Below are 22281 nucleotides of genomic sequence, written 5' to 3'. Positions count from 1 at the left end.
GCGAATTCCAACCCAGCATTCGGTGAACGAATTCAAAAGCGGAGAAAAACCGCCCATCTGAATGATCAAAGGAAATGAAGGGCTCAACGTCCGAGGATTGTGGATTCCGAGGAAATAAACCTCTCCCTGAGAGGAATCCCACATCACATCGTCATCACAAACCGGCGGAATCGCACGGGAACAGAGCTCACTCGCTGTAACGTCGATTGGGTGCGTACCGAACGAACCCTCACCCGTCTGGACCGGGTGTTCGCCAGGCTGGACCGGGAACCGGAACGTCCGGCACACATCGATGTGCCGAAGATGAGCCGGCACCGGATCGTGCTGTTCGCCTCCACCCTGGCCTTCTACGTGGCGATCGTATGGGCCGTCGTCATCACCTCGTGGCTGGTCCGGCTGGACTGGCAGGTCATGTTCTTCCGGCCGTACCAGCAGTGGGCGGAGATCCACGCGTTCGTCGACTACTACGTGGTGCTCGGCCAGCGCGGCCCGACCGCCGTGATGGTCGCCGCCTGGCTGGGCTGGCGTTCGTGGCGGCAGCACACCCTGCGGCCGCTGCTCGCGCTCGGTGTCTCACTGCTCCTGCTGAACATCACCGTCGGCGCCGCGAAGCTCGGCATGGGGCGCCTCGGCCCCCACTACGCCACCTCCATCGGCTCGAACGAGATGTGGCTGGGCGGCGATATATTTCCCAGCGGCCACACCGCCAACGCCGTGGTGACCTGGGGAATCCTGGCCTATCTGGCCTCGACCCCGAGAGCGCGCCGCTGGCTGTCGGCCCTGTCGGCGGTGACCTCGCTGGGCGTCGGCCTCGCCACGGTCTACCTCGGTACGCACTGGCTGAGCGACGTGCTGCTCGGCTGGGCCGCGGGTCTGCTGATCCTGCTGGCACTGCCGTGGTTCGAGCCGCTGATCGCGCGCTCGGAGACCTGGATCCTTGACCTGCGCGACCGCTGGCGCGCACGTCAGAGCGCCCCGGCGCAGCTGCCGCCCGCTCCGGTGGGAGTGCCGGTGCGGATCAAGCCGTGCCCGGCCGCCGCCGAGGAGGAGGCCGCGGCCCGCGAGGCGGCCGCCGTGGCCCACCCCCCACGGACCACCATCCATCTGGCGCCGGGCCCGCACACGGCCCGCGCGGAGCGCACACCGGTCACTCCGGTCGGCAGCCGCCGCCCGCCCCACCAGGACCGCCTGACCCGCGGCACGGCCCCGACGGCCCGGCCGCTGACGGGCGGCTGACCGCAGGGACGCAGGACAGCGGGGTTCGGTACGCACGACCGCCCCGCACGACGACGGCCCCGGCTCCTCTCCAGGAGCCGGGGCCGTCGCCCTTGAACAGGTCTGCGTCAGTCCCTCGTCAGCCCTTCCAGGCCCGCGCCACCTGGCCGTCCTTGACCTCGAAGTTCAGCCGCCCCGAGCGGTACTCCATGGTGATGATCGCCCCCGGCGGCAGCGAACGGACCGTGGACCAACCTCGGTCACGGGCGAGCCGCTCGGCCCGGTCGGCGGCCAGTCCGACATAGCTGTCCGGGGTGTCCTGGGGTTCGTCAGAGGGTTTCGGAATGGGTGCCATGACGCCACGCTAGGCCCTCTCGGAAGGATCGGGCCAGAGCCGACCGTGAACCTTTGTAGCGGCCATCCGGGTCGCACGTTCCTCTCGGGTCACGCTTTTGTCACAGGATCACGACACGCGTTTCGGCCACGCTTCGTCACACGGACGAGCGGTTCCCTAGGCCTTCCGCAGGCATTCGATCGTAATTTCCGCGTGTCGCGCCGACCCTGCCAATTGCCCGGCGGAAAAGTTCCGGAAGAGCTGCCTGCGAACTCGTTTTCCCCGCCATTCCGCGCCGTCCGGGGGAGCCGGTTCCTCACATAAAGCACATGGTTCCGACACAGAACCCCCGTACGCCCCCTGTCGGAGCGCTGTCGACGCGAGCATCATGGCGTGAGCTCGCGTCGGCGCGTGCGGCGCGGGTTCCAGCGGGCCCGGGGCGCGACGAGCGAAGGGGCGAGCGAGCGATGGGGACGCAGACCGCGCAGGCGACGGCACGGCCCATGTGGGACAAGCCGCCCGGCGGCCGGGTGGTCGTCGACTGGCTGACCACCACCGACCACAAGAAGATCGGGCATCTCTACCTGATCACGTCGTTCGTGTTCTTCCTGGCCGGCGGTGTCATGGCACTGCTGATGCGGGCCGAGCTCGCCCGCCCGGGGCTGCAGCTGCTGACCAACGAACAGTTCAACCAGCTGTTCACCATGCACGGCACGATCATGCTGCTGCTGTTCGCGACCCCGACCTTCGCGGGCTTCGCCAACGAGCTGATGCCGCTGCAGATCGGTGCCCCGGACGTGGCCTTCCCCCGGCTCAACATGTTCTCGTACTGGCTGTTCCTCTTCGGGGGCCTGATCGTGATGGGCTCGCTGATCGTGCCGAACGGGCCGGCCTCCTTCGGCTGGTTCGCCTACGCGCCGCTCAACAGCCTGGAGCGCTCACCCGGCATCGGCCCCGACCTGTGGATCATGGGGCTGGCGCTGGCCGGTTTCGGCACGATCCTCGGCGCGGTCAACTTCATCACCACGATCATCGGGATGCGCGCCCCAGGCATGACGATGTTCCGGATGCCGATCTTCACCTGGAACACGCTGTTCACGTCGATCCTGATCCTGATGGCGTTCCCGGTGCTGGCGGCGGCGCTGCTCTGCCTGGAGTCGGACCGGCGGTTCGGCTCGCACATCTTCGACGCGGCCAACGGCGGGGCGCTGCTGTGGCAGCACCTGTTCTGGTTCTTCGGGCATCCCGAGGTGTACATCATCGCGCTGCCGTTCTTCGGCATCGTCAGCGAGATCGTCCCGGTCTTCTCGCGCAAGCCGATGTTCGGCTATCTGACGCTGGTCGCGGCGACGATGGCGATCACCGGTCTGTCGGTGGTCGTGTGGGCGCACCACATGTTCGCGACCGGCGCGGTGCTGCTGCCGTTCTTCTCCTTCATGAGCTTCCTGATCGCGGTGCCGACGGGCGTGAAGTTCTTCAACTGGACGGGCACCATGCTCAAGGGCTCCCTGTCCTTCGAGACGCCGATGCTGTGGTCGGTGGGCTTCCTGGTGACGTTCCTGTTCGGCGGCCTCACCGGGGTGATCCTGGCGTCGCCGCCGATGGACTTCCACGTCACGGACTCGTACTTCGTGGTCGCGCACTTCCACTACGTCGTCTTCGGCACCGTCGTCTTCGCGATCTTCGCCGGCTTCTACTTCTGGTGGCCGAAGTTCACCGGGAAGATGCTCGACGAACGGCTCGGCAAGATCCAGTTCTGGACGCTCTTCATCGGCTTCCACACCACGTTCCTGGTGCAGCACTGGCTGGGCGCGGAGGGCATGCCGCGCCGGTACGCCGACTACCTCGCCGCCGACGGGTTCACGGCGCTGAACACGGTCTCGACGATCGGCGCGTTCCTGCTCGGCCTGTCGACGCTGCCGTTCCTCTACAACGTCTGGAAGACCGCCAAGTACGGCACGAAGGTCGACGTCGACGACCCCTGGGGCTACGGCCGCTCCCTGGAGTGGGCCACCTCCTGCCCGCCCCCGCGGCACAACTTCACCTCGCTGCCGAAGATCCGCTCCGAGTCCCCGGCGTTCGATCTGCACCATCCGGCGCACGCGGCGATCGACGAGCGTGAGAATCGCCCCGCTCCAGCGCCCGGGACAGCAGATCCCGAGCGCCCCTGAGCGCCTCGGTGAACTCGGCGGGCTCCAGCACCTCGAACTCGAAGCCGATCATCATGATGTGCAGCACCATCACGTCGAGGCTCGCGGCCCCGGTGCGCAGCACGCAGGCGGCGTCCCCGTCGGCCTCCAGCGTGCCCGCGGAGGGCGAGATGCGCTCGGCGGCCTCGTGCAGGGGCACCAGGAGCCGGATCACGGCGTGCGAGGCGTACGCGCGCGTGGAGACGCCCTGGGAGACGTAGGCCGCCAGGTCCTCGGCGGGCGGGGTGCGCGGGGCGAAGCGCGGGCCGTGCGGGGGCTTGGGGGTGATGCGGTCGACGCGGAACGTACGCCAGTCGTCGCGGTCGAGATCCCAGGCGACCAGGTACCAGCGGCGCTCGCTGCACACCAGGCGGTGCGGTTCGACGGTGCGGCGGGTGGGGGCGCCCTCGTGGTCGCGGTACTCGAAGCGGAGGCGCTCCGCGTCCCGGCAGAGGTTGGCGAGCTCGGTGAGGACGGCCGGATCCACGGCGGAGGGCTGGGGGCCGCGCAGCATCGGCACGGTGAAGGCGTTCAGGGCGCCGACGCGGCGACGCAGCCGGTTCGGCAGGACCTGCTCCAGTTTGGCGAGGGCCCGTACGGAGGTTTCGCCGATGCCCTCGATGCCGTGGCCGGCGGCGGTGCGCAGGCCTACGGCCACGGCGACCGCCTCGTCGTCGTCCAGTAGCAGCGGGGGAAGTTCCGCTCCGGCGCCGAGTTGGTAGCCGCCGCCTGTGCCGGGGCTGGCGTTGACCGGGTAGCCCAGTTCGCGCAGGCGGTCGACGTCCCGGCGGACCGTGCGGGGTGTGACGCCCAGGCGGTCGGCCAGTTCAGCGCCTGACCATTCGCGATGGGCCTGGAGGAGCGAGAGGAGGCGCAGGAGTCTTGCCGAGGTCTCCAACATGATCCGATTTTGCCCCTAAGGGGGTTGCCGGTTCCCGGCATTCCACGCTCAGGTTGCCTTGGCGGGTCTCGTACGGGACTCGGGAGGCGAGGGGGTTCACGTCCATGTCGCCCGGTGCCAGGCGGTGCGGCTCTCCTTCCGTCACGCGCGCGTACGCGTCCCAGTGGCCCTCCGGCAGAGCGACGCTGCTCGGCAGTGCGGCGCGCAGGTGGCCCTTCGTGGCCGGGGTCAGCGGCAGGGTGACCTCCTCGCGCCCCTCGCGGTGGCGCAGGACGAGGTGGGCGGGCTCGGTCGCCCCGGTCGCGCTGACGTCGAAGGTCAACCCGCCGGCCGAATCCGCGATGCAGTCGGCGCGCAGTGGTGCGGCCTGCGGCACGGGCGTCATGCGCTGCGGTTCCTCCTCCGCTCTGTGGTCTGTCGGTTGGACCGGCGATGCGGCCGTTTGGTTGCCCGTCACGGCCGGTACGGCAGCTGCGGCACGTCGAAGCACGTGTTGTTCATGTCTCCTTGGGTCACCCAGCCCCTGCCGTCCTGCCAGCGGGCCACCGACAGACAGGTCCGGCGGCTCTTCGGCGGCTCGGCCAGGCGCTCGAACCTGACCGGGATCAGCAGTCCTTCGGCGTCGTATCCCTGGCTGCGGTTCATGAAGTCGTCGACGCACGCGCGCGTGACGCCCCGCTCGGCGCACGCCTTCGCCGCGTCCGTGAACCACATCGCCGCGGCCCAGCCCTCCAGTTGCCACTGCGAGTACGTCTCGAGGCTGTTCGTGGCGTTCCGGAACTCCCGTACGGCGGCCTGGTCCTTGTCCTCGAAATTGCGGGACGACCCGGTCGCCCACAGGGCGTTGCGGCAGCGCGGAGCGTCCTTGTAGTCCTCGGCGACGGTGGACGTCCAGTTCTGTACGTTCGTGACCTTGGCGGTGACCTCGGCGCCGACGTCGTCCATCGCCTCGCACAGCCGGGCGTTGCCGTGGCTGTCGATGGCGTCGAAGACGAGGTCGGCGCCCTGCTCCTTCAGATCGGCCGCCACCGCGCGGAAGTTGGGCAGCGCGAAGTCGACCTGCTCGGTGACCACCTGGTAGCCCTCGGCCTTCAGCCCCCGCTCGACGAGCCGGGCGTAGGCGGCGGACGCGGGCTGGTTGTACGAGACGACGGCGGCCGTACGGGCGCCGTGCTCGCGCTTGAAGTAGCGGTAGACCTCCGTGCCGCCGTACTGCTCGCCGTCCCAGCCGGTGGTGCCGTTCCGGGGGGCGAGGCTGCCGTAGATGCCGTACAGGTGCGGGTAGGTGTCGTAGGCGGCGCCGATGGGCTGGCCGCCGATGTCGGGCACGCGCGCGCGTGAGACGCGGGAGGCGCCCGCGTAGTCCAGGGCGGTGGTGGCTACCAGAGCGACGACGTTCTCCTCGTCGATCAGCTCGTGCACGCACTCGTTGTTGCCGACGCCGCTGCCGCCGTCGTCGCACTCGCGCACCTCGACGCGGCGGCCGTCGATGCCCCCGCGCGCGTTGAGGCGGTCGAAGAAGGCCTTGGCGCCGTCGCGCGGCCCGGTGAAGGCGTCGCCGCCGACCGGGCTGGTGGCGCTGGTGATGATGCCGACGCGGATCGGGGTGCGGTCGCCCGCGGGAGCCGAGGGAGTGCTCCGGTCGCGGTGCTCGAAGTCGCTCTCCGGCAGCCGGCTGCCGCACGCCGTACTCAGAGCCAGCACCATCACGGCGATCGCCGCCTCAGCACCCCGGGATCGGCGACCCATTGCCGCTCAACTGGACCAGCGCGCACAGGGTCTTGGCGGACACCTTCCAGGTGCCGTCCTGTTCGACGGCGGTCCCGGAGGCGTTCGGCAGGGCGGTCGCGCCCTTGAGGGTCAGGTCGTACGTCACGTTCGCCTCGGTCGGCGAGGTGAACTCGACCTTGGAGACCGTCGCCTGGACCTGCCCGCCGCGCTCGTCACCGCTGAACGCCTGCAGGACCGGCGCCATCCGCTCGCCGTTCTCCAGGACGGTCTGCTTGTCCTCCATGGACGTCGCCGGGTCGAAGAACTTCTGCCAGTTCTGCTTGATCTCCGTCTCGGCCGCCCCCACGTCGGCGGGTGCGGTCACGGCCGGCGACCGCTCGGCCGGTTCGGTCCGCTCGACGGTCGGTGTGGGAGGCGTCTGGTTGCCGCCGCCTCCCTCGTCGTCGCTGCAGGCCACGAGGGCCGGGGCGAGGAAGAGGAGCAGGGCGGCCGCCAGTGCCGTCCCCCGCCCCCTGTGCGCGTTGCTCCGCCTGAGGTCGCTCCCGAGAACCATCTGGCTCACCGCCGGGTGTCGATCCGGGCCGTGTACGCCCGGTGCTTTCAGGGTCAGCTTGCAGGAGGCATAGTGCAAGTTCATTGGCAGACATGGAATAGGGCCAGGCACACGCACGGAATCCCGATGTGCGTGCACACAAACCCGACGTGTGGGAGCCAGCGATGCGGACAGCCCGACTGCGGACCGTGCACCCCGTCCTGTGGGCCGGCTGGGCCGCGCTCGCGGCCGGCGCGGTGCTGTGCGTCATCGGCTGGTACGGCGTCTCCGGCGAGCGGTTCGCCGAGCGGCAGTTGCCGTATCTCGCGTCCTGCACGGTGCCCGGCGCCGCGCTGATCATCGCCGGTTCGGTGCTGCTGACCCATGGCCGGGGCGCGCTCGCCGCCGCGCGCGTGGAGGAGTTGTACGGCCTTCTGGTGGCCGCCGAGCCCGCCGACGCCGAGGAGTCCGGTCAGCCGGCCACGACGCCCCTCGCGGTCAGCGGGGACCTGCTGATGGTGCCCGGCGGAACCCTCTGGCACCGCGCGGACTGCCCGCTGGTCGCGGGGAAGGCGGAGGCGGTCCCCGTCGATGCGAAGCTGGTGAGGAGCGGCGAACTGGGCCCGTGCCCGATCTGTGAGCCCGCCGAAGCGGATGACTGAAGCGGATGACCGATGTCCTCGCTGACGTACGACCTCACCCTGGCCGGCCTGTCGGTGGGCAGCGCCGCCGCGCTCACCGGGATCGGCCTGATCGTGACGTACCGCGCGACCGGAGTGCTGAACTTCGCGCACGGGGCGATCGCGATGGTGTGCGCGTATGTGCTGCGCCAGTGTGTGGTGGAGTGGGGATGGCCGCTGTGGGCGGGCGCGACGGTGACGCTGCTGCTTCTCGCACCCGGCATCGGGATGGTGCTGGAACGGTTCGTCTTCCGGCCGCTGTCGGTCCTGGGCGGCGACCCGGCGCAGACCCTGGTCGCGTCGATCGGTCTGTTCGTGCTGCTGGTGGGCGGCGCGGCGCTGCTGTGGGGCCAGGGGGCGCGGGACGACGCGCCGGAGCTGGTGTCGGCGGATCCGTGGGGGCAGCTGACGGTGGCACTGCTGCTGGCGGCCGGCGTCGGTGCGGTGATCCGTTGGACCCGCTTCGGTCGGGAACTCCGCGCCGTGGTGGACGACCGCCGACTGGCCGTCCTCGGCGGCGTCGACGCGGACCGGGTGGCGGCGGCGGGCTGGGCGTTCGGCTCGTTCACGGCGGGCCTGACCGGCGTACTGCTCGCGCCGTACGTCCGCCTCGACCCGTACGGGCTGCCGCTGCTGGTCATGGAGGTGGTCGCGGTGGCGGTGGCCGCCCGGATGCGCAGCCTGCCGATCGCCGTGCTGACGGCGCTGGCCGTCGCAGCGGCGCAGAGCCAGCTGACGCGTCTGCACCCGTCGGGCTGGGGCGCGCCCCTGCTCCAGGCGGTCAGCACGAACCTCTTCGTGGTGGCCCTGCTGATCGCGGCCCTTGCCCTTCCGAGCCTGGGCACCCGCGACGCCCTCCCCCGCACGGCCACCGCGCGCGTGCCGACCCCGCCGGGCGCCCGGATCGTGGCGTCGGTGCTCTTCCTGCTCCCCTTGGGCTTCGCGGGCTCGGACCTGCACACCTCGGTACAGGTGCCGGCGCTGGCAGTGGTGCTGCTCTCACTGGTGATGGTCACCGGCCGAGGCGGCCAGATCTCCCTGGGCCAGGCGGCGTACGCGGGACTGGGCGCCCTGTTCACGGCCCTGCTGGCGGCGGGCCGCTTCCCCGGCCTGCCACGCCTGCCGGAGCTGGCCGCTCTCGCGCTGGCGGTCGTCCTGGTCGCCCCCCTGGGCCTCCTCACGGGCTGGCCGGCGATCAGCCGCCGCGGCCTGGCCCTCGCGCTGGTGACCTTCGCGGTGGGCGTCGGCGTGAGCCGCTTCGTCTTCGCCCAGCCGTACGCGATCTCAGGGCTCTCGCTCGGCCGCCCGGCGGGCTTCGAGGGCGACCGCGCGTACTACGTCCTGGAACTGGCCCTCCTGGCGGCCGCCCTCCTGACGACCTGGCTGCTGCGCCGGGGCCGCACGGGCCGGGCGCTGGCGGCGATGCGGGACCACGAGTCGGGGGCGGCCGCGGCAGGCGTCCAGGTCCCGTCCCTCAAGCTCCTGGCCTTCGTCTCGGGCGCGGCGCTGGCAGCCCTGGGCGGCGGAATGCTCGGCATGGGCCTGCGCGCCTTCGACCCGTCCGCCTACGACCCCGTCCGCGGCCTGCTCTGGTTCGCCGCGGTGGTGGTCCTGGGCGCCGACAGCACCCTGGGCGCCCTGGCCGCGGCGGCCCTCCTGGTCGGCCTCGACGCGGGCGCCCGGGGCGGGGTGGCGGCGGCACTGATCGGAGTCCTTGCGGTGCTGGTGGGCCGGTTCCCCGGGGGCCCGTACGAGGCGCTACGAACAACGGCGCGGAACCTGCGCCCGCGACGAAGGGCAACTCTGACGCCGCTCGGAGCACAGGTACGAAGCCGCCTACGGCCAACAGCACCCGAAGCCACCCTCCAGCCGGCCTCGACAGGCCTGACCGCGTCGACCGCCACAGAGTCGACACGCGGCTCCGAGCGCGGCGGGACCGTCGGACCACCACCCCGACGACAGGGCGGTCCTGCCGGTCCACCAGAGCGGCAACAGGACCACTCAACGGCCGACCGACGGACGGACGACACGCCAGACGCCGGCGAACCGCGGGGAGAAGCCGGCGGGGTGGAGAGCGGAGCCGATGACGCTGGGAGGAGGGACGGCGGCACGGGCACCGGAGCCGACGGCCACGGTGTCACCCCCCAACCCCCCGCAGCCGCCGACGACGCTCAGCCCCCGCAAGGCCCACCCGCACTGACCACCCACCACCTCCAGGCCCGCTACGACGGCTTCACCGCCCTGCACGACGTCACCCTCACCGTCCCACCCGGCCACATCACCGCGGTCATCGGCCCCAACGGCGCAGGCAAAACCACCCTGTTCCACTGCCTCGCCGGCACCCACCGCCCCACCCGAGGCCAAGTCCTCCTCGGCCCCCGCGACATCACCCGCCTCCCCGCCCACGCCCGCACCCGCCTCGGCATCGCCCGCACCTTCCAGCAACTGGCCGTCTTCCCCTCACTGACCGTCGCCGAGAACGTCCGCGTAGGCGCCGAACAGGGCAGAATCCACGACCCGTCAGCCGTGGAAAGGTCCCTGAGACTCCTCGGCCTGGACGGCCCGGTCCGCTCCCTCCCCGCCGCCGGCCTCCCCACCGGCACCCTCCGACGCGTGGAGCTGGCCAGGGCCCTCGCCGGCAGCCCGCACGTCCTGCTGCTCGACGAACCCGCCGCCGGCCTCGACACGGCCGAGGTCACCGCACTGACCCGGATCCTGAGGGCCCTCGCGGCCGACGGCACCGCCCTGCTCGTCGTGGAGCACGACCTCGACCTGGTCGCCGACCTCGCCGACACCGTGCACGTCATGGCGGCGGGCCGCATCGTCGCCTCCGGCCCGCCCGACCGCGTGCTCGACGCCGCAGGCCCCCAGGAGACCCTCGCATGACCACCATCGCCCTGCGGCACGCGCGCGTGCGCTACGGCCCGTTGGAGGCCCTCCACGGCGTCACCCTCGCCGCCCCCGGCCCCGGCCTCACCGTTCTGCTCGGCCGGAACGGTGCCGGCCGTACGACCGTCCTGCGCGCCCTGGCCGGCACCGTGCCCCTGTCCGGCGGCACGGTGGTCTGGGACGGCACCGACATCACCCGGGTGCCCGCCCATGAGCGGGCCCGCCGCGGACTGTGCCTGGTCCCCGAGCGCCGGGCCGTGTTCGGCTCCCTCACCGTGCGCGAGAACCTCGAACTCGCGGCGCCCTCGTACGACATCGCCCTGGACGCCTATCCCGCGCTGGCGCCTCTCCTCGCGCGCCACGCCGGCACCCTCTCCGGCGGCGAGCAGCGCATGCTCGCGCTGTCCCGCGCCCTGCTGGCCCGCGCGCGCGTGCTGCTCGTCGACGAGCCCGCGCAGGGCATGTCGCCCACGGTCGCGGCCCGTACGTACGGGCTGCTGAGCGAACTCGACGCGTGCGTGGTCGTCGCCGAGCAACGATTGCCGCCCGTCCTGCGCGGCCGGACGGCAATCGTCCACGAACTGCGTCGCGGAGCGGTCGTGTTCAGCGGCGAGGCGGGCGAATGGGAGCGCCGTGCAGCGCACCGAACCGGGTCGATCCCTTCGGGATGACCCGCAGCGCGCGTGAGGACAGCCGGTCGGTGACGCCGGGTTTCCACATCTGGATACGGCCCTTGAGCCCGTACCGCCTGGAGCAGTGCGGCCAGGCCCCCCATCCCTGCACGGCCACCACCCTCTTGGCGACCGTGATCTGCTCCGTGCGGGTGGCGAGATCCGCGCGCGGGGCGTACTTCGCCCCGCCGAAGGCGACCCAGGTCCGCTGCGAGAACTGCAGTCCGCCGTAGTGGCCGTTGCCGGTGTTGATGTGCCAATTGCCGCCGCTCTCGCACTTGGCCACGCAACCCCAGGGCCACTGGTCCTTGGCACAGCCGAACGACGTGTGTTTGGGGGGCGGTCCAGGGGCCGGTCGTGGCGGCGCCGTATGGCTTGCGCGTGTTGTGTGCGTGGCCGGCGCTGCCTGCGAGGTTCCCGGGGCGGCGGCGGTCAGCAGTGTGGCGGCGATGACGATCGCGAGCGGTGTGCATTTCATATGAGCACGCTAGGCAGCTTGTTGCGGTCAGCCGTCGCGGCGCGTCCGAGGGACCCTGGGGCCCCACCCGGTCGGCGGACCGGATGGGGCCCCGTGCCCCGGCAGGGGAGCGACGCTCAGAGTTCGAGTCGCTGCCCGGGCACTATCACGTCGGGATCACCGCCGATGACCGCCTTGTTGGCGGCGAAGATCCGCTGCCACGTGGTCCCGTGCCGGGCGGCGATACCGCTCAGCGTGTCGCCCTCGCGGACGGTGTAGTCACCGCGGGACGAGCCACGGGTCGTGTGTCCCGACGAACGCTCCGGCGGCTGCGCCGGATTCGACGGGGCCGCCTGGTTGTTCGAGGGGGCAGCCTTGCTCGAGGAGGAGGCCGCCGAGCCGGTCGAGGGAGCCGCGGGTGCGCTCCCGTACGCTCCGGCCCGGGCCGAACAGGTCGGCCACGCGCCCCACCCCTGGGCACGCTGGACCTTGGTGGCCACCGCGATCTGCTGGGCCTTGGTGGCCCGGTCCGCCGTCGGCGCGTAGGCCGTACCGCCGTACGCGCGCCAGGTGGAGGCGGCGAACTGCAGTCCGCCGTAGTAGCCGTTGCCGGTGTTGATGTGCCAGTTCCCGCCGCTCTCGCACTGTGCGATGCGGTCCCACACTCCGTTGTCCGCCGCTGCGGCGTTGCCGGTCGCGGCCAGCAGCCCGAGCGGGGCGAGCAGTGCTGCCCCGGCGAGGACCGCCGTCGTACGAGTCCGGCTCCCGTTGGGAGCCTTCGGCGCCTTCCGAGCGTTGTCGTGAGTGTTATCGGCACATTCGGACATGTAGTTCCCTCTCGAAGGACCCGGGGTCCCCCGGAGCGGAACGCCACTGCGCACGCCATGGGGCGTGTGAGTCACGCCCGCCCCGTCCGCCGAGGGTTGGTGCTGAGTGCTGGCTGGTGCGGTCGGCGGACGTACCCGAGCGGTGCTCGTTGCACACGGCCGAGGAATGTAGGGAGGGGGACCGGCCGGTATCAACCAACTCCTTGTCATTCCAGGCCAGTTCGCCGTTACCTCCGGTATCGGCGATTTCCGGCCACCCACTTCATTCGCTGATTTCGGGATTTGTCGACCAACCACCTCGATGATCTGTGACTCACCTCACGCAACCAACTTCCTTGGTATTCCCAGGACTTGACGCTGAGTGCGCGATTCCGCACCCGAGGTGACCGTGTGCGGTGGATGGTTCGATTCCGTTCGGTGTGGGGCGTGACTCCCGCCACAGATCGCCCGTTGTCTTCTTCATGAGCCCGGGACCCGCCCGGTTCACGGGCCGGGAGCCACCCGGCCCCGCCACGCACCACATCCCGAGGAGCCACCCGTGCCACGCATGCTCGACGTCAGCGACGAGGTACGTGCCGAGATCGGCGACGAGGAAGCCGACCGGCTGCTCGCCGGGGACAACGCCCCCGGCAGTTACGACTGCACGTCCTGTCGCACCCCGGGCGACTCCGAACAGGAGCGCACCAGCACCGTCCTGTTCATCGGGGACGAGACCGCAGTCCTCGCCTTCGCCCACGCCACCTGCCTGCCCTCGCAGGTGGTCCAGGTCACCGAGGAGCAGTTGCGGGGCGCCGTGAAGTCCATCACCGGCGACCGGGTCGACCTGGAGCCCGAGACCATCGTGCCGGAGCAGGCCGTGCTCGGCGTGACCAGCGGACTGGTGCTGATCGCCGGGGAGTTGCACCCCGCCCTGGTTGTCGAGCCGACCGGGCCCATCGTGCGTCCGGGGGCGACCGGCGCCGGGGACGACTTCCTTCCGCTGCTCATCGAGCAGGGGTTCATGCCGGTGCCGGAGCTGGCGGACGTGCCGCCGGTGCTGCACGGCTGGTCGGTGCTGCTGGCCATGGGGCAGCTGCACGCGGTTCTGCAGCCGGGCACGAATGGGGGGCAGCCGGTCGCGTGGTGGCAGGCACACCAGCCGCTGCTCGTGACGGACGGATGGCGGGCCGCCGCGAACAAGCATCAGCAGGTACTGATGTTCGCGGCACCGGTGGGCTCCATCGGCCGTCAGCCCAGGGAGGATCTACTCAGGGACGCCCTGGACAAGGCCGCCGCCAACGGGAAGCTGGTCGCGGCCGCACTGCCGCTCGCGGGCACCTGAGAGCCTCTCCCCGCACCCCTGAGGCGCCGCCCGCGCCCCCGATGAGCAGGCGACCCGTCACGACGGCCGCATCTCTTCGAGCGCGGTGTCGTTTGGACATACGTGCATGCATACGACGTTCCCCGCCTTCAGGGCGGCCCATCGGCCACGCCTATCTACGACGCGCTCTACGCCGAGTACGTCAAGTCCTTCCGCTCGCTGCCGGGTGACCGCAGCGGCGAGGAGGACCTGGGGTTCACCGCGTTCGGGAACATGCCGCGGAGTACGGGCTCGTACGGCGGCCATCGCCCGGGGTCGTTCAGCAGCTCGTACAGCGCGTACAGCGCGGGCGCCCAGAGCGCCCGGCACGGCGGCGGTCAGCAGCCGCAGTGGCAGCGCGTCGGGCACATCGGCCCGCAGGGCTCGGGGATGCACCACGTCCCCGCCGCGCTGCCCCCGGCGCGCAGAGGCTGAGCACACACGAAGGGCGGCCCCGATCGGGGCCGCCCTTGCGCATGCGTCCGCTACTTCTTGCGTCCGTTACTTCTTCTTGCCGCGCTTCTCGCGCACGCGCACCGAGATATGGATCGGCGTCCCCTCGAAGCCGAACTCCTCGCGCAGCCGGCGCTCGATGAAGCGGCGGTAGCCCGCCTCGATGAAGCCCGAGGCGAAGAGCACGAACCGTGGGGGCTTGGTGCCGGCCTGGGTGCCGAACAGGATGCGGGGCTGCTTGCCGCCGCGGATCGGGTGCGGGTGGGCGGCGACCAGCTCGCCGAGGAAGGCGTTCAGCCGCCCGGTCGGGACCCGGGTCTCCCAGCCCGCGAGGGCCGTCTCGATCGCCGGGACCAGCTTCTCCATGTGCCGCCCGGTGCGCGCCGAGACGTTCACCCGGGGCGCCCACGCGACCTGGCCGAACTCGGTCTCGATCTCCCGCTCCAGGTAGTAGCGGCGCTCCTCGTCGAGGGTGTCCCACTTGTTGTAGGCGATCACCATCGCGCGGCCCGCCTCCACCGCCATGGTGACGATGCGCTGGTCCTGCACCGAGATGGACTCGGCGGCGTCGATCAGCACGACGGCGACCTCGGCCTTCTCCACCGCCGCCGCGGTCCGCAGCGAGGCGTAGTAGTCGGCGCCCTGCTGCAGGTGGACGCGCTTGCGGATGCCCGCCGTGTCGACGAACTTCCAGGTGACGCCGCCCAGTTCGATGAGCTCGTCGACCGGGTCACGGGTGGTGCCGGCCAGTTCGTTGACGACGACGCGCTCCTCGCCGGCGACCTTGTTCAGCAGCGAGGACTTGCCGACGTTCGGACGGCCGATCAGGGCGATACGGCGCGGGCCGCCGATGCCGCCCCCGCCGAAGGTCTGCAGCGGCGCCTCCGGCAGTGCCTCCAGGACGGCGTCCAGCATGTCGCCGGTGCCACGGCCGTGCAGGGCCGAGACCGGGTGCGGCTCGCCGAGGCCGAGCGACCACAGGTACGCGGCGTCCGCCTCGCCACTGGGACCGTCGACCTTGTTGGCGCACAGCACCACGGGCTTGCCGGCCTTGCGCAGCAGTCGTACGACGGCCTCGTCGGTGTCGGTGGCACCCACCTTGGCGTCGACCACGAACACGACGGCGTCGGCGGCCTCGATGGCGAACTCGGCCTGCGCGGCGACGGAGGCGTCGATACCGAAGACGTCCTGCTCCCAGCCGCCGGTGTCGACGACCTTGAAGCGGCGGCCGGCCCACTCGGCCTCGTAGGTCACACGGTCGCGGGTGACGCCGGGCTTGTCCTCGACGACAGCTTCACGCCGCCCGATGATGCGGTTGACGAGAGTCGACTTACCGACATTCGGGCGCCCTACGACGGCGAGGACGGGCAACGGCCCGTGACCGGCGGCCTCGATGGCCCCCTCGACGTCCTCGAGGTCGAAGCCCTCTTCCGCGGCGAGCTCCATGAACTCCGCGTACTCGGCGTCGCCAAGCTCTCCGTGGTCGTGCTCTTCGCGCGAGCCCTCGGAGTGGATGTGGTCGTTCATGAAGTCCGTACCTCGTTCATCGTGGTGATCGGTGGAGCAGTCGGATTTTTCCCGGCTGATCCACTACTCAGTGTCGCCTAGCGGCCGGTCAGCCGCTTGGAGATTTCCAGGTGCTCGGTGAGCTGCTTCTGGATGCGTTCGGTCGCCTCGTCCAGCGCCGTGCGGGTACGCCGCCCGCTGCCGTCGCCCGCCTCGAACGGTTCGCCGAAGACGACGTCGACGCGGTGCCGCAGCGGAGGCAGCCCCTTCATCAACCGTCCCCGCTTCTCGGAACTTCCCATGACGGCGACCGGGACGATCGGCGCGCCGCTGCGCACCGCGAAGTAGGCGAGCCCGGCGCGCAGCGAGGCGAAGTCGCCCTCGCCCCGCGTGCCCTCGGGAAATATGCCCAGGACACCGCCGTGCGCCAGCACGTCGAGCGCCTGCGTGATGGCCGTGCGGTCGGCCGTGTGACGGTCCACCTTCAGCTGGCCGATGCCGGTCAGGAAGGGGTCGAGCGGGCCGACGAACGCTTCCTTCTTGATCAGGAAGTGCACGGGCCGGGGCGCCACGCCCATCACCATCGGCCCGTCGATGTTGTGGCTGTGGTTGACCGCGAGAATCACCGGCCCGGTCGCGGGCACCTTCCAGGCACCCAGGACCCGAGGCCGCCACAGCCCGTACATCAGGCCGACGCCGATGCGCCGGCCGACGTCGGCACCCCGCTCGGACGGAAGACTCACTTCGCGGCTCGCTTCTCCTCGACGAGCGTGACGACGCACTCGATGACCTGCGCCAGCGTGAGCTCGGTGGTGTCCACCTCGACCGCGTCGTCCGCCTTGGCGAGCGGCGAGGTCTTGCGGCTGGAGTCGGCCGCGTCGCGCTTGAGCAGCGCCTCGCGGGTCGTGTGCACGTCGGCGCCCTTGAGCTCACCGCTGCGGCGGGCGGCACGCGCCTCCGGCGAGGCGGTGAGGAAGATCTTCAGGTCGGCGTCGGGCAGCACGGTCGTACCGATGTCGCGGCCCTCGACGACGATGCCGTACTCGGCGGAGGTGGCGAGGGAGCGCTGCAGCTCGGTGATCCGCGCACGCACCTCGGGCACCGCGCTGACGGCGCTGACCTGGGAGGTGACCTCCTGGGTGCGGATCGGGCCGGACACGTCGATGCCGTCGACGGTGATCGTCGGGCCCGCCGGGTCGAGGCCGGAGACGATCTCCGGCTTGCCGGCCACCGCGGCGATCGCGGACGGGTCCTCGATGTCGATGCCGTTGGTCACCATCCACCAGGTGATCGCCCGGTACTGGGCGCCGGTGTCGAGGTAGCTCAGCCCGAGCTGCGCGGCGACGGCCTTCGACGTGCTCGACTTGCCCGTGCCGGAGGGGCCGTCGATGGCGACAATCACGGGCTTGGCGGCACCGTTTTCCACGGGGGGACACCTTCCTGGTGCGGTGTGGCGGGGTTGGCGGAGCGCGAGGGCGCCCCGCACAAGGTTACTGGGTGCGCATCACTCGTCCGGCCGCGCAGGGTCTGCCGGACGGCACGAGGGCAGCGGCGGCGATGCCGGCCGGCTACTGCCGGATGGCCCAGCCCCGCTCCCGCAACCCGGCCGACAGCACCGGCGCCGCCTTGGGCTCCACCATCAGCTGGACCAGACCGGCCTGCTGCCCGGTCGCATGCTCGATCCGCACGTCCTCGATGTTGACCCCCGCCCGTCCCGCGTCCGCGAAGATCCGCGCCAGCTGCCCGGGCTGGTCGTCGATCAGCACGGCGACGACCTCGTACACCCGCGGAGCGGCCCCGTGCTTGCCGGGCACCCGGACCTGCCCCGCGTTCCCGCGTCGCAGCACGTCCTCGATACCGGAGGTCCCCTCCAGCCGCTTCGCCTCGTCGGACGACTGCAGCGCGCGCAGCGCCCGCACCGTCTCCTCCAGATCCCCGGCGACTTCCGTGAGCAGATCGGCCACGGGCCCGGGATTCGCGGACAGGATGTCGATCCACATCCGGGGATCGGACGCGGCGATCCGGGTCACGTCCCGGATGCCCTGACCACACAGCCGTACGGCCGCCTCCTCGGCGTTCTCCAGCCGTGCGGCGACCATGCTGGACACCAGGTGCGGCATGTGGGACACCAGCGCGACCGCGCGGTCGTGGGCGTCGGCGTCCATCACCACCGGCACCGCGCGGCAGTGCGAGACCAGCTCCAGAGAGAGGTTGAGCACCTCGGTGTCGGTGTCGCGGGTCGGCGTGAGCACCCAGGGCCGGCCCTCGAAGAGGTCACCGGTCGCGGCCAGCGGCCCGGACTTCTCACGTCCCGACATGGGGTGGGTGCCGATGTAGGACGACAGGTCGAGCCCGAGCGCCTCGAGCGCGCGGCGCGGCCCGCCCTTGACGCTCGCCACGTCGAGGTAGCCGCGGGCCACACCCCGGCGCATGGCGTCCGCGAGCACGTCCGCCACGTGCGCGGGCGGGGCGGCGACGATCGCGAGGTCGACGGGGCCCTCGGGCGCCTCGTCGGTGCCGGCGCCGAGCGCGGCCGCCGTGCGGGCCTGTTCGGGGTCGTGGTCGGCGAGGTGGACGACGACACCGCGCTGGGACAGGGCGAGGGCGGCGGACGTACCGATGAGTCCGGTGCCGATGACGAGTGCGGTTCTCACTGGGCGATGTCCTTGCGCAGAGCGGCGGCGGCACCGAGGTACACGTGCGCGATGTCGGCACGGGGCCGGTCGGACTCGATGTGCGCGAGGACGCGTACGACCCTCGGCATGGCGCCCTCGATGTCCAGCTCCTGGGCGCAGATGAGCGGTACGTCGGCGAAGCCGCTGCCCAGCTTGCGGGCGGCCGCCGCCGGGAAGTCGCTGTGCAGATCGGGCGTCGCCGTGAACCAGATGCTGATCAGGTCGTCCGCGCTCAGGCCGTTGCGCTCCAGGATCTCGGTGAGCAGAGCCCCGACCTGCTCGTCCATGTGGCCGGCGTCGTCCCGCTCCAGTTGGACGGCCCCCCGGACCGCTCGTACCGCCACGGCTCTGCTCCTCGCTGCTCCGCGCTGTTTTGCGCTGTTCTGTGGATCGGCTCTTCGACTCGCCAGCCTAGTCAGCCCGCGTGCGGCGGACGCGGGTCGCCCGCCCGCTGAGACGCCTGGGATCCGGGCGGTCGGCTTCGAGGCCTCGGGCGGTCGGCTTTGAGTCAATGTCACCCGTCCATCCCGGTTTCGCCACCGGACCGCGAACACCTCCGTACGCCTCTGGACGGTGGGTCGCGGGTCCGCTCTCATGGGCAGGAAGCCCGCCTCGGGGGGAGGCCGCATGAAGCGTCCCGGACCTTTGCTCACCCTTCTCGCGGGACTGCTGCTCGGTGTGTTCCTGCTGTCACTCAACGCGACGAGTGGGGCGAAGAACACGTCGTCATCGGCGTCCCCGCCGCCCTCGTCCGCGGACACCACGAAGGACACGAAGGAGTCGCCCGCGGCGACACAGTCCCCGGCGCCCACGAAGCCGACCCCGTCGCCGTCGAGGACGCCCGTCCCGAACGCCGGCTACGCGGGCCGCACCGACGACGGCTCCTCCGCCGTGGCCGTCACCCTGCGCGACGGAAGAGCGATCGCGTACTTCTGCGACGGCCGCAACAAGGAGTCCTGGCTCAAGGGCGACGTGAACGACGACGGAACCATGCGGCTCACCGGCAGGGACGGCTCCGTCCTGACCGGCACCCTGAAGGAGGGCAAGCGGATCCGCGGCACGGTCGACATCGACGGCGGGCGCTACGCCTTCACGGCCGACAGGACGAAGAAGCCGTCGGGCCTGTACCGGGCCACCGCCACCGTGCGCGGCGCCCAGGTCGACGGCGGCTGGATCGTGCTGCCCGACGGCCGGCAGGTCGGCGTCCTGACCCGCGACGGCGAGCCCTCGCCCGCCCCACGGATCGACCCGGAAACGGGCGCGGTGACGGTCGACGGACAGCAGCTCACGGCCCTCCCCGCGACCCCCTGATCCCTCCCCCGGCCCTCGTCCCTCGCCTCTTGCGCCTTGCCTCATTCCGCTTTCCCACGGGAGTCGATCATGACCGTCGACCCGAACGCCGCAACCCAGGACTTCCCGTCCCCGCAGCCCCGCCACCGCCGCCCGAGCCCGGCCCGCTACCTGGTCCCGGCGCTGGTCGCCGGCGCGGTCGCGGTGGGCCTCGGGGCGTACGGCAAGGTCCACGACCCGTCGGGGACGGCGTTCAACCTCGCCGGGTTCGACAGCACAGGTGCGGTCAAGTCGTGGCTGGCGACGGCGGCGGTCTTCCTCGCGCTGGTCCAGGTGGTCTCCGCGCTCATGGTGTACGGCAAGCTCCCGGGGCCGGCCTGGGCGTCCGGGCTGCACCGCTGGTCGGGCCGCGTGGCGTTCCTGGCGTCCGTCCCCGTGGCGGTCCACTGCCTGTACGCCATGGGCTACCAGACGTACGAATCGCGCGTTTTCATGCACTCTGTCCTGGGTTGCTTCTTCTTCGGTGCTTTCAGTGCAAAGATGCTGTTGCTCCGGTCGGAGCGACTGCCCGGCTGGTTGCTGCCGATCATGGGCGGGCTGGTCTTCACCGCTCTCACGATCATCTGGCTGACCTCCGCCCTCTGGTTCTTCCGCACTTTCGGAGTGACGACATGAGCATCCGTCCGACGCGGCGCACGATCCTCATCGCGACAGGCGGGGCGGGCGCGGCGGCGCTCGTCGCGGGTTGCGGCGACTCCGGGGGCAACGGCGACACCAGCGACTCGACACCGACCTCGCCCTCGACCGGCTCCCCCGGCCGGGACGGCCAGGAAGGCCAGGAGCTGACCACCACGGACAAGGTGCCGGTCGGCGGCGGCACGATCCTCAAGGACCAGCAGGTGGTGGTGACGCAGCCGCAGCAGGGCGAGTTCAAGGCCTTCTCCGCGATCTGCACCCACCAGCGCTGCACGGTCGGCAGTGTCTCGGACGGGACCATCAACTGCCCTTGCCACGGCAGCAAGTTCAGCATCACGGACGGCTCGGTGGCCAACCCTCCGGCGACGCAGCCGCTGCCCGAGAAGCAGATCACCGTGGACGGAAATTCGATCCGCCTGGTGTGATCCGCCGCGTACGCTCCGGGGCATGCACCCCGAGACCCTGGTACGCGACCACACGATCTACGCCTGTGTGATGGGCTCGCGCGCCTTCGGTCTGGCGACGGACGGCAGCGACACCGACCGCCGGGGCGTGTTCCTCGCGCCCACTCCCCTCTTCTGGCGCTTCGACAAGCCGCCGACGCACGTCGAAGGGCCCCAGGAGGAGCAGTTCAGCTGGGAACTGGAGCGCTTCTGCGAGCTGGCCCTGCGTGCCAACCCGAACATCCTGGAGTGCCTGCACTCCCCGTTCGTCGAGTACACCGACGACACCGGCCGCGAGTTCCTCACCCTGCGCGAGGCGTTCCTGTCCCGCCAGGCCCACGAGACGTTCACCCGCTACGCGCTCGGCCAGCGCAAGAAGCTGGAGGCCGACGTCCGCGCGCACGGCGCCCCGCGCTGGAAGCACGCGATGCACCTCCTGCGTCTCCTGGCGAGCGCCCGCGACCTGCTGCGCACCGGCCGTCTGACGATCGACGTGGGTGACGAGCGCGAGCCACTGCTGGCGGTCAAGCGCGGCGAGGTCCCCTGGCCGGAGGTCGAGTCCCGGATGACCCGCCTGGCGAGCGAGGCGGAGCGGGCCCTCCGGCACAGCCCGCTCCCGGCCGAGCCGGACCGCCGCCGCGTGGAGGACTTCCTGATGCGGGCCCGCCGGGCCTCAGCCCTCCAGCCGGATCCGCGCGCCTCAGCCCTCCAGCCGGGCCCGTACGACGAAGGCGTGCAGGGCGTCGTACACGCTCGGAGCGTCGGGCAGCGCTGAGGCGGTCTGCGCCTCGTCGAGCTCACCGTGCAGCCGCTCGATGTCGGCCGCCACGCGCGCGTGGTCGACGTCGGCGGCCCCGTGCTCCTGCTCCGCCTTCGCCGCGATCAGCTCCGGCAGGTAGGCCGGGGCGTCGACCTGCTCCAGCAGCGTGGGCAGATGGGCCTGGACCTCACCGGCGCGCATCAGGTGGACGCCGGTGAGCAGCACCCGGAACGTGTACAGCAGCGGCTTGAGCTCCCCGGTCTTCTCGAACAGCCGCCACTGCGTGGTGGCGAACCCCCGGTAGTGATGGGCGTGGTGACTGGTGAGCACGCCCGGAGCGAGCTCGACCAGTTCCCGGTGGGCGTCCGTGGTGTGCACGACGAGCGGCGAGAGCAGCTGCTCCAGCACATAGCCGTTGCGGCGCAGCATCAGCCGTACGAACTTGCGCAGGTCGTGCGTGACCAGGTCCATCTCGACGCCGTCCCGGAACCACATCCGCGACCGTGTCTCGTCCGGCTCCCGCAGTCCGACGAGGTCGGCGGCGGGCAGCAGGTGGACGCCCCTCAGGTCGACGTCGGAGTCGCGCGACGGGAAGCCGTACAGATGCGCGCCGGAGACCGTCGCGAACAGCACCGGGTCGGGCTGTTCGGCGACGACGGGCGTGAGGTCGATGTCCAGGGCGTCGATCATCCG

General features: G+C 71.2%; 23 protein-coding genes and 1 pseudogene. 11 read left to right on the top strand and 13 right to left on the bottom strand.

Annotated features, from left to right (window positions below; translation table 11 throughout):
- Positions 1-210 precede the first annotated feature (210 nt).
- The gene (locus tag ACIBAG_RS44720) at positions 211-1236 is read left to right on the top strand and encodes a phosphatase PAP2 family protein (RefSeq protein WP_399113757.1); all 1026 of its coding nucleotides are present in this window, start codon (positions 211-213) and stop codon (positions 1234-1236) included.
- Between the two features lie 118 nt (positions 1237-1354).
- Here ACIBAG_RS44720 and ACIBAG_RS44715 read toward each other — a convergent pair whose 3' ends face one another.
- Positions 1355-1570, bottom strand: coding sequence for an I78 family peptidase inhibitor (locus ACIBAG_RS44715; protein WP_399113756.1), 216 nt, complete (start codon positions 1568-1570; stop codon positions 1355-1357).
- Between the two features lie 446 nt (positions 1571-2016).
- Between ACIBAG_RS44715 and ctaD the strand changes: the two are divergent.
- Positions 2017-3708: pseudogene (ctaD, locus tag ACIBAG_RS44710) on the top strand (cytochrome c oxidase subunit I); the annotation flags it as partial.
- Here ctaD and ACIBAG_RS44705 read toward each other — a convergent pair.
- The 4 genes from ACIBAG_RS44705 to ACIBAG_RS44690 all read right to left on the bottom strand — a co-directional run bounded on the left by ACIBAG_RS44705 (position 3590) and on the right by ACIBAG_RS44690 (position 6923).
- Entirely contained in the window at positions 3590-4639 is a 1050-nt protein-coding gene (locus ACIBAG_RS44705) for a helix-turn-helix transcriptional regulator (protein ID WP_399113755.1), read from the bottom strand. The pseudogene ctaD and the gene ACIBAG_RS44705 sit on opposite strands and share 119 nt — an antisense overlap.
- Complete coding sequence (locus tag ACIBAG_RS44700; protein ID WP_399113753.1) at positions 4566-5024, bottom strand: hypothetical protein; 459 nt, start codon at positions 5022-5024, stop codon at positions 4566-4568. Before ACIBAG_RS44700 ends, ACIBAG_RS44705 begins: the two co-directional genes overlap by 74 nt.
- Positions 5025-5092: 68 nt before the next feature.
- Positions 5093-6388: an ABC transporter substrate-binding protein gene (locus tag ACIBAG_RS44695; protein WP_399113752.1), complete on the bottom strand. Its 1296-nt coding sequence runs from the start codon at positions 6386-6388 to the stop codon at positions 5093-5095.
- Positions 6363-6923 carry a hypothetical protein gene (locus ACIBAG_RS44690; protein WP_399113750.1) on the bottom strand — a complete coding sequence of 187 codons (561 nt, stop codon included), beginning with the start codon at positions 6921-6923 and terminating at the stop codon, positions 6363-6365. Before ACIBAG_RS44690 ends, ACIBAG_RS44695 begins: the two co-directional genes overlap by 26 nt.
- Positions 6924-7087: 164 nt before the next feature.
- Here ACIBAG_RS44690 and ACIBAG_RS44685 point away from each other — a divergent pair, with 164 nt between their 5' ends.
- Genes ACIBAG_RS44685 through ACIBAG_RS44675 form a run of 3 tightly spaced genes read left to right on the top strand, consistent with a single transcriptional unit; the run spans position 7088 to position 11142 of the window.
- Entirely contained in the window at positions 7088-7564 is a 477-nt protein-coding gene (locus tag ACIBAG_RS44685) for a hypothetical protein (protein ID WP_399113749.1), read from the top strand.
- Between the two features lie 12 nt (positions 7565-7576).
- A complete protein-coding gene (locus ACIBAG_RS44680) occupies positions 7577-10468 on the top strand; it encodes an ATP-binding cassette domain-containing protein (RefSeq protein ID WP_399113747.1) in 2892 nt (963 codons plus the stop codon).
- A complete protein-coding gene (locus ACIBAG_RS44675) occupies positions 10465-11142 on the top strand; it encodes an ABC transporter ATP-binding protein (RefSeq protein ID WP_399113745.1) in 678 nt (225 codons plus the stop codon). Before ACIBAG_RS44680 ends, ACIBAG_RS44675 begins: the two co-directional genes overlap by 4 nt.
- Here ACIBAG_RS44675 and ACIBAG_RS44670 read toward each other — a convergent pair.
- Together ACIBAG_RS44670 and ACIBAG_RS44665 are read right to left on the bottom strand one after the other, a co-directional pair.
- A complete protein-coding gene (locus tag ACIBAG_RS44670) occupies positions 11075-11428 on the bottom strand; it encodes a transglycosylase family protein (protein ID WP_399113743.1) in 354 nt (117 codons plus the stop codon). The two genes, ACIBAG_RS44675 and ACIBAG_RS44670, sit on opposite strands and share 68 nt — an antisense overlap.
- A 308-nt stretch (positions 11429-11736) precedes the next feature.
- Entirely contained in the window at positions 11737-12426 is a 690-nt protein-coding gene (locus tag ACIBAG_RS44665; RefSeq protein WP_399113742.1) for a transglycosylase family protein, read from the bottom strand.
- 538 nt (positions 12427-12964) lie between these two features.
- On the opposite strand from ACIBAG_RS44665, the gene ACIBAG_RS44660 reads away from it, so the two are divergent.
- Together ACIBAG_RS44660 and ACIBAG_RS44655 are read left to right on the top strand one after the other, a co-directional pair.
- Positions 12965-13747, top strand: a complete 783-nt coding sequence (locus ACIBAG_RS44660) for a hypothetical protein (RefSeq protein ID WP_031486221.1) — start codon at positions 12965-12967, stop codon at positions 13745-13747.
- A gap of 102 nt (positions 13748-13849) precedes the next feature.
- Positions 13850-14200 carry a hypothetical protein gene (locus tag ACIBAG_RS44655; protein WP_399113740.1) on the top strand — a complete coding sequence of 117 codons (351 nt, stop codon included), beginning with the start codon at positions 13850-13852 and terminating at the stop codon, positions 14198-14200.
- A 66-nt stretch (positions 14201-14266) separates the two neighbouring features.
- Here ACIBAG_RS44655 and der read toward each other — a convergent pair whose 3' ends face one another.
- The 5 genes from der to aroH all read right to left on the bottom strand — a co-directional run bounded on the left by der (position 14267) and on the right by aroH (position 18743).
- Positions 14267-15745 (bottom strand): ribosome biogenesis GTPase Der, encoded by a 1479-nt coding sequence (der, locus tag ACIBAG_RS44650; RefSeq protein ID WP_399113739.1) that lies wholly within the window; start codon positions 15743-15745, stop codon positions 14267-14269.
- 77 nt (positions 15746-15822) lie between these two features.
- On the bottom strand, positions 15823-16410 hold the full coding sequence (locus ACIBAG_RS44645) for a lysophospholipid acyltransferase family protein (RefSeq protein WP_399113778.1): 588 nt from the start codon (positions 16408-16410) through the stop codon (positions 15823-15825).
- A gap of 53 nt (positions 16411-16463) precedes the next feature.
- Positions 16464-17150: a (d)CMP kinase gene (cmk, locus tag ACIBAG_RS44640; protein WP_399113737.1), complete on the bottom strand. Its 687-nt coding sequence runs from the start codon at positions 17148-17150 to the stop codon at positions 16464-16466.
- Between the two features lie 142 nt (positions 17151-17292).
- Positions 17293-18378, bottom strand: coding sequence for a prephenate dehydrogenase (locus ACIBAG_RS44635; protein ID WP_399113735.1), 1086 nt, complete (start codon positions 18376-18378; stop codon positions 17293-17295).
- A complete protein-coding gene (aroH, locus tag ACIBAG_RS44630) occupies positions 18375-18743 on the bottom strand; it encodes a chorismate mutase (RefSeq protein ID WP_399113734.1) in 369 nt (122 codons plus the stop codon). The genes ACIBAG_RS44635 and aroH overlap by 4 nt, the downstream gene beginning before the upstream one ends.
- Before the next feature lie 283 nt (positions 18744-19026).
- Here aroH and ACIBAG_RS44625 point away from each other — a divergent pair, with 283 nt between their 5' ends.
- From ACIBAG_RS44625 to ACIBAG_RS44610, 4 genes are all read left to right on the top strand, one after another.
- Positions 19027-19710: a hypothetical protein gene (locus tag ACIBAG_RS44625; protein WP_399113733.1), complete on the top strand. Its 684-nt coding sequence runs from the start codon at positions 19027-19029 to the stop codon at positions 19708-19710.
- 69 nt (positions 19711-19779) lie between these two features.
- Entirely contained in the window at positions 19780-20364 is a 585-nt protein-coding gene (locus tag ACIBAG_RS44620) for a DUF6529 family protein (RefSeq protein WP_399113731.1), read from the top strand.
- A complete protein-coding gene (locus ACIBAG_RS44615; protein WP_399113729.1) occupies positions 20361-20810 on the top strand; it encodes a Rieske (2Fe-2S) protein in 450 nt (149 codons plus the stop codon). The genes ACIBAG_RS44620 and ACIBAG_RS44615 overlap by 4 nt, the downstream gene beginning before the upstream one ends.
- Before the next feature lie 22 nt (positions 20811-20832).
- Positions 20833-21603, top strand: coding sequence for a DNA polymerase beta superfamily protein (locus tag ACIBAG_RS44610; protein ID WP_399113727.1), 771 nt, complete (start codon positions 20833-20835; stop codon positions 21601-21603).
- Here ACIBAG_RS44610 and ACIBAG_RS44605 read toward each other — a convergent pair.
- Positions 21529-22278, bottom strand: coding sequence for a DNA polymerase beta superfamily protein (locus ACIBAG_RS44605; RefSeq protein WP_399113725.1), 750 nt, complete (start codon positions 22276-22278; stop codon positions 21529-21531). The genes ACIBAG_RS44610 and ACIBAG_RS44605 overlap by 75 nt on opposite strands.
- Between the last annotated feature and the right edge of the window lie 3 nt (positions 22279-22281).

It is taken from the genome of Streptomyces sp. NPDC051243 (assembly GCF_044455405.1).
GTDB lineage: Bacteria > Actinomycetota > Actinomycetes > Streptomycetales > Streptomycetaceae > Streptomyces.
This window is presented reverse-complemented; position numbering and strand designations above follow the sequence as displayed.